A 14,001-nucleotide genomic window follows, 5' to 3' on the forward strand; every position below is an offset into this window, starting at 1 on the left:
GGCATGAGCGAGGGCACGGGGGACGGCATCCTGCGGGAGGAACTGGCCCGGCTGCTGGACGCCGGGGGCGCACCGGACGCCGGTGACGCCCTCGACGTGCTGTGGATCGCCCGGCTCAGCGGCCTGGACCCGCTGGACTGGTCCCTCCTCGGCGACGCCGCCGCCTCACCCGCCGGCCCGCGCCCCGACATCCCGCCCCCACCGCCCGCCACCCCCGATCCCCACCCCGGCCGGGACGACGCGCCGCGCACCCCGTCCACCCAGCTCCATCTGCCCGGCGCCGCCGGCGGCACCGGCCACCACCGCCCCGGCCGGGGCCACACCGTCCGCGTCGCCCAGCCCGCCGCCCTGCCCGAGCCGCTCCGGCTCACCCGGGCGCTGCGCCCGCTGCGGCAGACGGTGCCCTCCGTGCGCGCCCGCACCCTGGACGTGGCGGCCACCGCCGCCGCCTCCGCGGAGACGGAGCTGCTCCTGCCGGTGCTGCGGCCCGCCGCGGAACGCCGCTTCGGCGTCGACCTGCTCGTCGACACCGGCACCACGATGACCGTGTGGCACCGCCTGGCCCGCGAACTGCACGGTCTGCTCGCCCGGCACGGCGCCTTCGCCCACGTCCGCGCCTGGGCGCTGGGCACGGACGGCCCCGAGCCGACCCTGGCGCCCTTCCGGCGCGGCACCAGCCGGCCGGCCGCGCCCACCCGCCGCTGGCGGCAGACTCTGGCCGACCCGACGAACCGCCGCGTCGTGCTCGTCCTCACCGACGGCGTCGGTCCCGCCTGGTACGGCACGGAACTCGCCGAGACCCTGGCCGACTGGTCCCGCCGCCGCCCCGTCGCCGTCCTCCAGGTGCTGCCCAGCCGTCTGTGGCACCGCACGGCCCTGCGCCCGGCCCCCGTCCGCGCCCGCTCCACGGAGACGACCCGCGCCACCTTGGAGTACCGCTCCTCGGGCCCGCTGCCCGGCGTCCCGCGCGGCAGCGCCGGTGCCGAGGCCCGGGCGGCGATCCGCTGGCTGCCGGTGCTGGAACTGAGCGCCGACTGGATCGCCCCGTGGTCGCGGCTCGTCTCCGGCCGCACCACGGACTGGACCCCGCTGAGCGCCGCGCCCCTGACCGTCGTCGACCGTCCCGCCCCGCCGGCGGCGACGGACGAGCCGGCGGCCCCCGCCGTCCTCGTCGAACGCTTCGAGGAGGGCTACTCACCCGACGCCTACCGGCTGCTGCGGCTGCTGGCGGCGGCCCCGCTGAGCCTGCCGGTGATGCGGCTGGTGCAGCGCACGATGCTGCCGTCGTCCACGCCGATGCACCTCGCGGAGGTCTTCCTGTCGGGCCTGTTGGTCCGGCGCACGCCGCCGCGCCCGGGCGAGGACCCCGAGGAGGTGGTGTACGACTTCCGCGACGGCGTGCGCGGCGCGCTGCTGGACCGGCTCACCCGCACGGAGTCCCTGCGGGTGCTGGGCGAGGTCGTCGACGGGGTGAGCGACCGGGTGACGGCCACGCTGGGCGGCGTCAACGACTTCGCGGCGCTGGCGGCGGTCGCGGGTACGGGCGTCGGGGCGGACGGCCGGGAACTGCCCGCCGAGAGCCTCGCGTTCGCGGAGGTCGCGGTCGAGGTCATCGGCGGGATCGGCGGCGACCACGACAAGGTGGCGGCCAAGCTGGGTCTGGGCGGGGCGCCGGCACGCGGCGTGCCCGGCCCGGAGGGACGGCGGGAGCGGCAGCGCGGCACGGGGCTGTTCTCCCGCTTTCGCCGCCGGCGGCGTCAGGACGAGGAGGAACGCGGGGCGCTCACCGAGGACGGTGGGCGGGTGGTGGACAGCCGCATCCCGCCCCCGCCGCCGGTCCAGCTTTCGCGCACCGAGGCCATCACGGTCGTGCAGCGACTGCTCGACGAGGCCCTGTCGGACCGCTGGCGTGACAACACGGCGACCTGCGTCATCGAGGGTCCCCCGGGCTCCGGCAAGACCGTCATGGCCGCGGACGTCGCGCGACGGCTGCGCGGAGCATTCGGCACGGTCCGCTGGATCGACGCGCACAGCCGCCGGTCGCTCCTGGAGGGCCTCGGCGCGCTCGCCGAGGATCTCGGGCTCGGGCGCGGCAGGAAGGGAGACCTGTCCTCGCTGCCGCTCGACCGGCTCTTCGACTACCTGTGCGACCACCCCGACTGGTTGCTGATCTACGACGGAGTCACCCAGGACACCTACCTCCCCGACCCGTACCACCCCGACGGGCCGCCCCTCGTATGGCTCCCGCCCGACTACGGCAGCCTGCTGGTGACGGTCGCCGACGGGACGCACTGGGTGGACGACGAGGCCACGACCGTGCGGATCGACGGCTTCAGCCGTGCGGACGCGGCGCTGTACCTGTACCGGTCACTGGCCGCCCGGCGCGGCACGCTGTGGAACGACGAGCAGCAACTCAGGGTGCTCGTGGACGCGGTGGGCACGATGCCGCGGGATCTGGCGGACGCGGTGTCGCGCATCGAAGGGCAGTCCGTGGATGTCGGCTCCTACACCTTCGCTCTCATGGCCAAGCGGACGCGCCTTGACCGGATCACGCCGTCCCTGGTGTGGCTCACCGTGGGGGACCAAGTCGTCGGCACGGGGGTGGCGGTGCGGCGCAACCTGGTGCTCACCACCGAATCATCGACGGGGTCGGGACCATTGCAGGTTCGAAGTGCCGGTCTCGGCAGAGGCGTTCGCGGCACTCTGGGCAGGCACTCGAACGGGTTGCTCGCCCTGCAAGTCGCAGAAGCCGTGCTGCAGCCGGCGGACATCTCCCCACCCGAGGACAGCCCTGTGGTCGCGGTATGGCACACGTCGGGCGAGGCCCGGATCGCACCGGAACTGGTGCTGTACCCGGCCGGTGAAGGTGGCACCCCGCCGCCCGGCCCCGCAGCCCTGGTCGACGCGGAGGGCCGACTGCACTCCTTGGTCGGGGTGGGCGGTGAGGGCAGGACCGAGCATGTGATCACACCCGACCTGGTCGACGCCATGGTGCACGACCTGGACACGTTCGTGAGCGCCCTCAGCGAGCGGGAGCCGTCGGACGCGCCGCTGTTCTTTCTCAGCTACGCGCATTCGGGATCCGACGACATGGTGCGCCGCTTCTTGCGGGATCTGAACGAGCGGGTGCGGAGGCTGGCACCCGGTTCGGCCCCCGGCGTCGCGCTGGAGGGGATGGCCCACGGAGCCTCGTGGGAGACGGAGCTGAGACGACGGCTCGCCAGCGCGCGGGTACTCGTTCCGCTCTTCTCCTCGCGCTACTTCCGCAGCGAGTGGTGCGGCAGGGAGTGGGACGCCTTCGAACGCCGGTCGACCGGTCCGTTCCTGGCCGTCGTCCCGGTGCTGTGGGAGCCCCCCGACCGGATGCCGGCCCGCATGCGGGACCACCGGCTGCTGCCCGGGCCCACGAGCGAGGGGCTCCGCACCCTGATGCGGACCGACCCCGAGGAGTACGGACGGGCGCTGGACGAGATCGCCGAGCACGTTCTCGCCGTGGCACATCAGACGAGCCTGGTCCCCTGCGATCCCGCGCTGCTGGACGACCTCCGCAACGCCTTCGCCGACGAGCGCCCCTAGCGCAGCGAGGCGACGAACGCCGACCAGGCCGACGCGGAGAACACGAGCGCCGGGCCGGTGGGAGCCTTGCTGTCGCGGACGGGGACGTGGGTGGGGCGGGCGTTGTCGTCCACCTCAAGGCAGTTGCCGCTGCTGCCGCCGCTGTACGACGACTTTCGCCAGGCGGTGACTTCGAGGCAGTCGCCGCTGCTGCCGCCGCTGTAGCTGGACTTGCGCCAGCCGGTCAGGACGGAGGCGTCAGGAATCCTGTACTCGCTGTGCTTCATGCTCGTAATCCTCCGCGACCTGCCTGAGCAGTGCCAGGGACTTGCGGTGCGACAAGGCATCGCCCAGAGCATGATCGTAGGCCACCTGGCACTCGTGGACGACGGACGGAAGTTCCCAGATTCGGCCGGACTTGAGGCCCTCTGTGTAGGCGATCGGCGGCATGTCCTCGAACCGCATGAGCGAAACGAAGCCCTCCAGAAGGGCGTGGTACCCCACAGAGAACGGGAGCACGTGCACGCGAATGCGGTTGCTGTCGCCCAGCTCGGCGATGTGACGGAGCTGCTCGCACATCACGCGCGGGCCGCCGATCTTCCGTCGCAGCACGGCCTCGTCCAGCAGTATCCAGACCCTGGGCGAGTGGAAGTTGCCGAGGATGCGGGCGCGTTCAAGGCGTGTGACGAGCAGCTCGTCACGTTCGTCGGGGCTCTTGGGTACGGCGCCTGAACTGAGCACCTCGCGCGCGTAGTCCGGCGTCTGGAGGATGCCGGGCACCAGCTTCGGGGCGTACTCCCGGATTTCGACGGCCTGGCCCTCGAACTCCAGCGCCTCCGCGAAGTGCTCCGCGACCTTCCTGCCGTCCAGCGTCGGCAGGAACCGCTCGAAGAACCCGTCCGTCCCCAGCACCTGGTCCAGCCGCCGCGCGTCCTCCACGTCGGGCCGGCGGCGCCCCGCCTCGATGTGGGCGATGTGGGTGCGGGACATCACCGCACGCTGACTCAGCTCCTCCTGCGTGAGCCCCGCCGCCTCCCGCCTGCGCCGCAGCTCCTGGCCGTACTGGAGCCGGGTGAGCGGGTTGTCCTCGATGGCCATGCCGCGCAACTCCCCCTCGTGCGAACCTCTTTGTCACGCTCGGTCACCTTCCGAGGTTACCCACGGCGACGTCACTGTGTGCAGGGATCGGCACGGAAAGTGAAGGGCGGACGGGTGAGCGAGCAGGCGGACGACAAGGAAGAGGGCTTCATCGCCCCGTACATCACCCTGCGTGTCTCCAGGGACGGTGGCCGCACCTGGGGACCGAGGGTGACGTACCAGCCGTCGCGGGACGAGATCCCGTACGACGTGGTGGGCCGGTTCCCGCCGTGCGCGTGCCCGCGCTGCCGGACCGTCAGTCCTTGAGGACGGGGAAGCGGCGCGGCGCGACGCACAGCAGGACGAGGAACGCCAGCGCCGCCGCGCAGGCCGCGCCGACGTAGACGGCGTGGACCGCGTCGGCGATGGCGTGCCGGGCGGCCTCCGGTGCCGTACCGGCCTCCCACGCGCGCGTGACGGAGTCGAGGTCGCTCGCGCCGCCGAGGCGGGCGGCCAGGACACCGTTGGCGATCGCGCCGAACAGGGCGGCGCCCAGGGTCTGGCCGGTCTGGCGGCAGAAGAGGACGGACGCGGTGGTGGTGCCGCGTTCGGCCCAGCCGACGGTCGACTGCACGCCGACCATGAGGGGGAGCTGGAACAGGCCGAGGGCCGCGCCGAGCGCCATCATCAGCAGGGTGGGCTGCCAGGCCGCGCCGGGGTAGGGCAGCAGCGGGAACGCCAGCAGGATCAGCGTGGCGGTGCCGATGCCGAGCATCGCGGTGTTGCGGAAGCCGATCCGCCGGTACACGTGCTGGCTGACGGCCGCGGACATCGGCCAGGTCAGGGTCCACACGGAGAGCACGAACCCGGCGGCGACCGGGCCCAGGCCCAGCACCGACTGCGCGTAGGTGGGCAGGAAGACGGACGGGGCGACCATCAGCAGGCCGAGCCCGCCGAGGGCGAGGTTGACGGCGGCGATGGTGCGCCGCCGCCACACCCAGCCGGGCATGATGGGCTCGGCGGCGCGGCGTTCGACGAGGACGACGACCGCGGCGAGTGCGAGACCGGCCGCGAACAGGGCGACGGACGGCGGGGAGAGCCAGGGCCAGGACACGCCGCCCTGGACGAGCGCGGTCAGCAGGACGCCGCCGCAGCCGAACACGGCGAGGGCGCCCGCCCAGTCGACACGCGCGCGTGCGGGGCGCTCGCGGTGCGGCTCGTGCAGGTGGCAGACGATCAGCCAGAGGGCGGCGGCTCCGATGGGCACGTTGACGAGGAAGATCCACCGCCAGTCGGCGTAGGCGGCGAGGACACCGCCGAGGCCGGGGCCGGCGATGGCGGACGCCGCCCACACGGTGGACAGCTTGGACTGGATCTTCGGGCGCTGCTGCAGCGGGTAGAGGTCGGCGGCGAGGGTCTGCACGGTGCCCTGGAGGGCGCCGCCGCCCAGGCCCTGCAGGATGCGGAAGGCGATCAGGGAGCCCATGTTCCAGGCGAGCGCGCACAGCAGGGAGCCGAGCAGGAACAGCGCGGCGCCGGCGACGAGGACGGGCTTGCGGCCGAAGGTGTCGGACAGCTTGCCGTACACCGGGAGGGTGACGGTGACGGCGAGCAGATAGCCGGAGAACAGCCAGGAGAAGACGGAGAAGCCGCCGAGGTCGCCGACGATCTGCGGTACGGCGGTGGCGACGACGGTGGAGTCCAGCGCCGCCAGTGCCATCGCCAGCATCAGCGCGGCCACCACCGCGGCCCGCTGCCGGGTGCCGGGTGTGCGGGTGACGCCGTCACGTATCGCTGGTCTCGCTGTGTCCACCGGTGCCCTCTCGCCGTGCACGCGTTTTGCGTGCCCCTTGCAGCTATCTGCTCGGGACAGCTTCGCACTTGTGCCTGACGCTGCGGGAGGGTGCAGCCTGGGTGGGCCCGAGGGTGGAGAGCGACCCCGATCGCCTCTCCACCCGGCGGTGGAGTGCCCCTAGGGGTTCCTCCGCACTACGGCCCGGGGAGGGTTCGTCCCACCGGAGGACGAGCGGGCCCGGCCGGCGTCCCTAGTCTGGCTTCACGCCGCTGGGGGGCGGCTGACCGAACCACCGGGGTGGGGTTTTCCCCCGCCCGAAGACGGGGTCTCACACCAGCGCGCGGCACCCCCGCCGCCCGCGAGACTCGACGTCGTAACCGAACGGCGCCGGACGAACGACCGACCGGGGCACCCTTTTCGATTCTGCCGACCGACATAGGAGACATACCGTGACTTCGGCTGTGACCATTCCCAGGCACGGGGGCACTGGAGGGCGTACGGCCGTCGCCGCGCGGGCGCGGCAGGTCGTCAAGGCGTACGGGTCCGGGGAGACCCGGGTCGTCGCGCTCGACCACGTCGATGTGGACATCGCGCGGGGGCAGTTCACCGCGATCATGGGCCCGTCCGGGTCCGGCAAGTCCACGCTGATGCACTGCCTGGCCGGGCTCGACACCGTGACGTCCGGGCAGATCCACCTCGACGAGACCGAGATCACCGGGCTGAAGGACAAGAAGCTCACCCAACTGCGCCGGGACCGGATCGGGTTCATCTTCCAGGCGTTCAACCTGCTGCCGACGCTGAACGCCCTGGAGAACATCACGCTGCCGATGGACATCGCCGGCCGCAAGCCGGACCAGCAGTGGCTGGCGCGCGTGGTGGACACCGTGGGTCTGGCCGGGCGGCTCAAGCACCGGCCCAACCAGCTCTCCGGTGGTCAGCAGCAGCGGGTCGCCGTGGCGCGGGCGCTGGCGGCCCGACCGGAGATCATCTTCGGTGACGAGCCGACCGGCAACCTCGACTCGCGTGCGGGTGCGGAGGTGCTGGGCTTCCTGCGCCGGTCGGTGACCGAGCTGGGGCAGACCATCGTCATGGTCACCCACGACCCGGTCGCCGCCTCGTACGCGGACCGGGTGCTGTACCTCGCCGACGGCCGCATCGTCGACGAGATGCACCAGCCGACGGCCGATCAGGTCCTGGACCGGATGAAGGACTTCGACGCCCGGGGGCGCACGTCATGACCGTGCTGAAGACCTCGATGCGCAACTTCTTCGCGCACAAGGGCCGGATGGCGCTGTCGGCCGTCGCCGTGCTGCTCTCGGTGGCGTTCGTGTGCGGGACGCTGGTGTTCACGGACACCATGAACACCACCTTCGACAAGCTGTTCGCCGCCACCTCCTCGGATGTGACGGTCAGCGCCAAGGACGCCTCCGACACGGGCGAGACGACCTCCGACAACGGCAAGCCGCCGGTCATGCCGGCGTCCGTGCTGGACAAGGTCCGCCATGTGAAGGGCGTGCGGTCGGCGGAGGGCACCGTCTTCTCCACCTCGGTGACCGTCGTCGACGCCGACAAGGACAACCTGTCGCCGTCGTCCGGCGCCCCGACCATCGTCGGCAGCTGGAACGGCAACGACGCCCGCACCATGAAGATCACCGAGGGCGCGGCGCCCAAGGGGCCCGGCCAGGTGATGGTCGACGAGGACACCGCCGACAAGCACCACATCGAGCTCGGTGACTCGATCGGCGTGATCAGCGCCATCGGCACGCACACCGCGAAGGTGTCCGGCATCGCCGCCTTCCAGGTCACCAACCCCGGCGCCGCGATCTTCTACCTGGACACGAAGACCGCGCAGCAGGCGCTGGTCGGGCAGACCGGCGTGTACACCAACGTCAACGTCACCGCGGCGCCCGGGATCAGCGACGACCAGCTGAAGAAGGACGTCGTCGCCGGGCTGGGCGGCGAGTACAAGGTGCTGACCGCCAAGGAGAGCGCCGACGCCAACCAGAAGGACGTCGAGAGCTTCCTGAGCGTCATGAAGTACGCGATGCTCGGCTTCGCCGGGATCGCCTTCCTGGTCGGCATCTTCCTGATCATCAACACCTTCTCCATGCTGGTCGCCCAGCGCACCCGGGAGATCGGCCTGATGCGCGCCATCGGCTCCTCCCGCAAGCAGGTCAACCGCTCGGTGCTGATCGAGGCGCTGATGCTGGGCGTCGTCGGCTCGTTGCTCGGCGCGGTGGCGGGCGTGGGCATCGCCGTCGGGCTGATGAAGCTCATGGGCCAGATGGGCATGCACCTGTCCACCGACGACCTCACGGTCGCCTGGACCACCCCCGTGGCCGGGTTGGTGCTGGGCGTCGTGGTGACGGTCCTGGCGGCCTACCTCCCGGCCCGGCGCGCGGGAAAGATCTCCCCGATGGCCGCGCTGCGCGACGCGGGCACCCCGGCCGACGGGAAGGCCGGCTGGGTGCGCGGTGCGCTGGGTCTGGCGCTGACGGGGGCCGGCGGGGCGAGCCTGTACCTCGCGGCGCAGGCGGACAAGGCGAGCCAGGGCTCGCTGTGGCTGGGCCTCGGTGTGGTGCTGAGCCTGATCGGGTTCGTGGTCGTCGGCCCGCTGCTCGCCGGTGGCGTGGTCCGCGTCCTGGGCGCCGTACTGCTGCGCGTCTTCGGGCCGGTCGGACGGATGGCCGAGCGCAACGCGCTGCGCAACCCGCGGCGCACCGGCGCGACGGGCGCCGCGCTGATGATCGGGCTCGCGCTGGTCGCGTGCCTGTCGGTGGTCGGCTCCTCGATGGTCGCCTCCGCCACGGACGAGCTGGACAAGTCCGTCGGCACCGACTTCATCGTGCAGTCCGACAGCGGGCAGCTGATCACTCCGCAGGCGGTGAAGGCGGCGAAGGCCGTGCCGGGTCTTGAGCGGGTCACCGAGTACAAAGTCCTCGACGCCACGCTGACCACCCCCGACGGGCGCACCACGAAGAAGGAGACCATCAACGCGGCCGACCCGACCTATGCGCAGGACGTGCGCACCAAGACGGTCGCCGGCCGCCTGGAGGACGCCTACCGGCCCGACTCGATGTCCGTCTTCGAGGGCTTCGCCAAGGACCACGGCATCAAGCTCGGCTCCACGGTCGCCGTCGACTTCAAGGACGGTTCGACGGCCCGGCTCACGGTCCGCGCGATCACCAGCGACGACGTGGTGATCGACAAGGGCGCGATGTACGCCTCGGTCGCGACGGTGGCCAAGTACGTGCCGGCCGAGAAGATGCCGCTGGACATGCTGCTCTTCGCCTCCGCCAGGGACGGGCAGCAGGAGGCCGCGTACACGTCGCTGAAGTCGGCGCTGCACGACTACCCGCAGTACACGGTGCGCGACCAGACCGACTACAAGCAGGCGATGAAGGACCAGATCGGCCAGCTGCTGAACATGATCTACGGGCTGCTGGGGCTGGCGATCATCGTCGCGGTCCTGGGCGTGGTGAACACCCTCGCCCTGTCGGTGGTCGAGCGGACCCGGGAGATCGGCCTGATGCGGGCCATCGGCCTCTCGCGCCGCCAGCTGCGGCGGATGATCCGCATGGAGTCGGTGGTGATCGCCCTGTTCGGCGCCCTGCTGGGCCTCGGGCTCGGCATGGGCTGGGGCGCCACCGCCCAGAAGCTGCTCGCCCTGGAGGGCCTGAAGGTTCTGGAGATCCCCTGGCCGACGATCACCGCGGTCTTCGTCGGCTCGGCCTTCGTGGGCCTGTTCGCCGCCCTGGTCCCGGCCTTCCGGGCGGGCCGGATGAACGTCCTGAACGCCATCGCGACGGACTAGCCGCGCAGGCCGGGCGGGAGCAGGGACGCGCCACCGTGGACGGGGGTCTCGGTGGCGCGTCCCCTTGTGCCCGGCCGGGACGGGGCGGGCGGGTGCGGAGGCCCACGGTTGTCCACAGGCCCGACGGCGGCCTCCGCACCGACGTACGCTGGACACCCCCGGCTCCACACCGCCGGGGGCTCGTGTTGCCCAGCCCCAGGATGGAACCCGCCCTCCATGAGCCTGCACGGTCTGCTCGACGCCGTCGTCAAGGACCCCGCCCTCGCGGAAGCGATTCAGGCGGCCACCGACGGCAACCGGATGCACGTCGACCTGGTGGGTCCCCCGGCGGCCCGCCCCTTCACCATCGCCGCGCTGGCCCGCGAGGCCGCCCGCCCGGTGCTCGCGGTCACCGCGACCGGCCGGGAGGCCGAGGACCTGGCGGCGGCCCTGCGCTCGCTGCTGCCGCCCGAGGGCGTCGTGGAGTACCCCTCCTGGGAGACGCTGCCGCACGAGCGGCTCAGCCCGCGCAGCGACACCGTCGGCCGCCGTCTCGCCGTGCTGCGCCGCCTGGCCCACCCCCGGGCCGACGACCCCGAGACCGGCCCGGTCTCCGTCGTCGTCGCGCCCGTGCGTTCCGTGCTGCAGCCGCAGGTCAAGGGCCTGGGCGACCTGGAGCCGGTGGCGCTGCGCACCGGCCAGAGCGCCGATCTGAACGACGTCGTGGAGGCGCTCGCGGCGGCCGCGTACGCCCGGGTGGAGCTGGTGGAGAAGCGCGGCGAGTTCGCCGTGCGCGGCGGCATCCTGGACGTCTTCCCGCCCACCGAGGAACACCCGCTGCGGGTGGAGTTCTGGGGCGACGACGTCGAGGAGATCCGCTACTTCAAGGTCGCCGACCAGCGCTCCCTGGAGGTCGCCGAGCACGGCCTGTGGGCGCCGCCGTGCCGCGAGCTGCTGCTCACCGAGGACGTGCGGGAACGCGCCCGTGCGCTCGCCGAGGACCACCCGGAGCTGGGCGAACTGCTCGGCAAGATCGCCGAGGGCATCGCCGTGGAGGGCATGGAGTCCCTCGCCCCGGTCCTCGTCGACGACATGGAGCTGCTGCTCGACGTGCTGCCCAAGGGCTCGATGGCCGTCGTCTGCGACCCCGAGCGGGTCCGTACCCGCGCCGCCGACCTGGTCGCGACCAGCCAGGAGTTCCTCCAGGCGTCCTGGGCCGCCACCGCCGGCGGCGGCGAGGCGCCCATCGACGTCGGCGCGGCCTCCCTGTGGTCCATCGCCGACGTCCGCGACCGGGCGCGCGAGCTGGACATGATGTGGTGGTCGGTGTCGCCGTTCGCGGCGGACCTCGCCGTGGACGCCGACACCCTCAAGCTCGGCATGCACGCCCCCGAGACCTACCGCGGCGACACCGCGCGGGCCCTCGCCGACACCAAGGGCTGGCTCGCCGACGGCTGGCGCACGGTGTACGTCACCGAGGGCCACGGCCCGGCCGCCCGCACGGTGGAGGTGCTCGGCGGGGAGGGCATCGCCGCCCGCCTGGACACCGACCTGGGCGAGCTGAGCCCGTCCGTCGTGCACGTGGCGTGCGGCTCCATCGACAACGGCTTCGTCGACGCGGGCCTGAAGCTGGCCGTGCTCACCGAGACCGACCTGTCCGGGCAGAAGGCGGCCGGCAAGGACGGCGCCCGCATGCCCGCGCGGCGCCGCAAGACCATCGACCCGCTCACCCTGGAGTCGGGCGACTACATCGTCCACGAGCAGCACGGCGTCGGCCGCTACATCGAGATGGTGCAGCGCACCGTGCAGGGCGCCACACGCGAGTACCTGGTCGTGGAGTACGCGCCCGCCAAGCGCGGCCAGCCCGGCGACCGGCTGTACATCCCCACCGACCAGCTGGAGCAGATCACCAAGTACGTCGGCGGCGAGGCGCCCACCCTGCACCGGCTCGGCGGCGCCGACTGGACGAAGACCAAGGCGCGCGCGAAGAAGGCCGTCAAGGAGATCGCCGCCGACCTGATCAAGCTGTACAGCGCCCGCATGGCCGCCCCCGGGCACGCCTTCGGCGCCGACACCCCCTGGCAGCGGGAGCTGGAGGACGCCTTCCCCTACGCGGAGACCCCGGACCAGCTCACCACCATCGCCGAGGTCAAGGAGGACATGGAGAAGACGGTCCCGATGGACCGCCTGATCTGCGGCGACGTCGGCTACGGCAAGACGGAGATCGCGGTGCGGGCCGCGTTCAAGGCGGTCCAGGACGGCAAGCAGGTCGCCGTGCTGGTGCCGACGACCCTGCTGGTGCAGCAGCACTTCGGGACGTTCTCCGAGCGGTACGCCCAGTTCCCGGTGAGTGTGAAGGCGCTCTCCCGCTTCCAGACCGACACCGAGGCCAAGGCGGTCCTGGAGGGCCTGCGCGAGGGCTCGGTGGACATCGTCATCGGCACCCACCGGCTGTTCTCCTCCGAGACCAAGTTCAAGGACCTCGGCCTGGTCATCGTCGACGAGGAGCAGCGCTTCGGCGTCGAGCACAAGGAGCAGCTGAAGAAGCTGCGCGCCAACGTCGACGTGCTGACGATGTCCGCGACCCCGATCCCGCGCACCCTGGAGATGGCGGTGACCGGCATCCGCGAGATGTCGACGATCACCACCCCGCCCGAGGAGCGGCACCCGGTGCTCACCTTCGTCGGGCCGTACGAGGAGAAGCAGATCGGCGCGGCCATCCGCCGTGAGCTGCTGCGCGAGGGCCAGGTCTTCTACATCCACAATCGGGTGGAGTCCATCGACCGGGCGGCGGCCAGACTGCGCGAGATCGTGCCCGAGGCGCGCATCGCCACCGCGCACGGCCAGATGTCGGAGTCGGCGCTGGAGCAGGTCGTCGTCGACTTCTGGGAGAAGAAGTTCGACGTGCTGGTCTCCACGACGATCGTCGAGTCCGGCATCGACATCGCCAACGCCAACACCCTGATCGTGGAGCGCGGCGACACCTTCGGCCTGTCCCAGCTGCACCAGCTGCGCGGCCGGGTCGGCCGTGGACGCGAGCGCGGGTACGCGTACTTCCTGTATCCGCCGGAGAAGCCGCTGACCGAGACCGCGCACGAGCGGCTGGCGACCATCGCCCAGCACACCGAGATGGGCGCGGGCATGTACGTGGCGATGAAGGACCTGGAGATCCGCGGCGCGGGCAACCTGCTGGGCGGCGAGCAGTCCGGGCACATCGCGGGCGTCGGCTTCGACCTGTACGTGCGGATGGTCGGCGAGGCGGTGGCGGACTACCGGCGGCAGCTGGAGACGGGCGAGATCGAGGAAGAGGCGCCGCTGGAGGTCAAGATCGAGCTGCCGGTCGACGCGCACGTCCCGCACGACTACGCGCCCGGCGAGCGGCTGCGTCTGCAGGCCTACCGGGCCATCGCCTCCGCCAACAGCGAGGAGGACATCAAGAACGTCCGCGAGGAACTCACCGACCGCTACGGCAAGCTGCCCGAGCCGGTGGAGAACCTGCTGCTGGTGGCGGGGCTGCGGATGCTGGCGCGGGCGTGCGGCGTCGGCGAGATCGTGCTGCAGGGCACCAACATCCGCTTCGCGCCGGTGGAGTTGCGCGAGTCGCAGGAACTGCGCCTGAAGCGGCTCTACCCGGGCAGCGTCGTCAAGCCGGCCACCCACCAGGTGCTGATCCCCCGCCCGAAGACGGCGAAGGTCGGCGGCAAGCCGCTGGTCGGCCGGGAACTGCTGTCCTGGGTGGGCGAGTTCCTGACGTCGGTGCTGGACTCGTGACAGACGGGCG

At 72.1% G+C, this 14,001-nt stretch carries 8 protein-coding genes; 5 read left to right on the forward strand and 3 right to left on the reverse strand.

The genetic code is table 11. The features are described from left to right. The first annotated feature begins 3 nt into the window (after positions 1 to 3). Entirely contained in the window at positions 4 to 3,576 is a 3,573-nt protein-coding gene (locus tag C3489_RS02370; protein WP_103779283.1) for an SAV_2336 N-terminal domain-related protein, read from the forward strand. On the opposite strand, the gene C3489_RS02375 is transcribed toward C3489_RS02370, so the two are convergent. Then, a complete protein-coding gene (locus tag C3489_RS02375; RefSeq protein WP_103779285.1) occupies positions 3,573 to 3,842 on the reverse strand; it encodes a DUF397 domain-containing protein in 270 nt (89 codons plus the stop codon). The genes C3489_RS02370 and C3489_RS02375 overlap by 4 nt on opposite strands. Further along, the gene (locus C3489_RS02380; RefSeq protein ID WP_103779287.1) at positions 3,814 to 4,653 is read right to left on the reverse strand and encodes a helix-turn-helix transcriptional regulator; all 840 of its coding nucleotides are present in this window, start codon (positions 4,651 to 4,653) and stop codon (positions 3,814 to 3,816) included. The genes C3489_RS02375 and C3489_RS02380 overlap by 29 nt, the downstream gene beginning before the upstream one ends. Before the next feature lie 114 nt (positions 4,654 to 4,767). On the opposite strand from C3489_RS02380, the gene C3489_RS02385 reads away from it, so the two are divergent. Next, positions 4,768 to 4,959: a hypothetical protein gene (locus C3489_RS02385; RefSeq protein ID WP_103779289.1), complete on the forward strand. Its 192-nt coding sequence runs from the start codon at positions 4,768 to 4,770 to the stop codon at positions 4,957 to 4,959. Here the strand turns inward: C3489_RS02385 and C3489_RS02390 are convergent. Continuing rightward, on the reverse strand, positions 4,949 to 6,445 hold the full coding sequence (locus tag C3489_RS02390; protein ID WP_103779291.1) for an MFS transporter: 1,497 nt from the start codon (positions 6,443 to 6,445) through the stop codon (positions 4,949 to 4,951). The genes C3489_RS02385 and C3489_RS02390 overlap by 11 nt on opposite strands. 431 nt (positions 6,446 to 6,876) lie before the next feature. Between C3489_RS02390 and C3489_RS02395 the strand changes: the two genes are divergently transcribed. From C3489_RS02395 to mfd, 3 genes are all read left to right on the forward strand, one after another. Further along, on the forward strand, positions 6,877 to 7,665 hold the full coding sequence (locus C3489_RS02395; protein ID WP_103779293.1) for an ABC transporter ATP-binding protein: 789 nt from the start codon (positions 6,877 to 6,879) through the stop codon (positions 7,663 to 7,665). Then, positions 7,662 to 10,241 (forward strand): ABC transporter permease, encoded by a 2,580-nt coding sequence (locus C3489_RS02400; protein ID WP_103779295.1) that lies wholly within the window; start codon positions 7,662 to 7,664, stop codon positions 10,239 to 10,241. Before C3489_RS02395 ends, C3489_RS02400 begins: the two co-directional genes overlap by 4 nt. A 216-nt stretch (positions 10,242 to 10,457) precedes the next feature. Further along, positions 10,458 to 13,991: a transcription-repair coupling factor gene (gene mfd, locus C3489_RS02405; RefSeq protein ID WP_103779297.1), complete on the forward strand. Its 3,534-nt coding sequence runs from the start codon at positions 10,458 to 10,460 to the stop codon at positions 13,989 to 13,991. Positions 13,992 to 14,001: the final 10 nt, after the last annotated feature.

The organism is Streptomyces sp. Ru71 (assembly GCF_002920535.1).
GTDB lineage: Bacteria > Actinomycetota > Actinomycetes > Streptomycetales > Streptomycetaceae > Streptomyces.

What these genes read in the sequence shown, in the direction of transcription:
- C3489_RS02370 (WP_103779283.1), top strand. Translation starts at nt 4, where the DNA reads ATGAGCGAGGGCACGGGGGACGGCATCCTGCGGGAGGAACTGGCCCGG.
- C3489_RS02375 (WP_103779285.1), bottom strand. Translation starts at nt 3,842, where the DNA reads ATGAAGCACAGCGAGTACAGGATTCCTGACGCCTCCGTCCTGACCGGC.
- C3489_RS02380 (WP_103779287.1), bottom strand. Translation starts at nt 4,653, where the DNA reads ATGGCCATCGAGGACAACCCGCTCACCCGGCTCCAGTACGGCCAGGAG.
- C3489_RS02400 (WP_103779295.1), top strand. Translation starts at nt 7,662, where the DNA reads ATGACCGTGCTGAAGACCTCGATGCGCAACTTCTTCGCGCACAAGGGC.
- mfd (WP_103779297.1), top strand. Translation starts at nt 10,458, where the DNA reads ATGAGCCTGCACGGTCTGCTCGACGCCGTCGTCAAGGACCCCGCCCTC.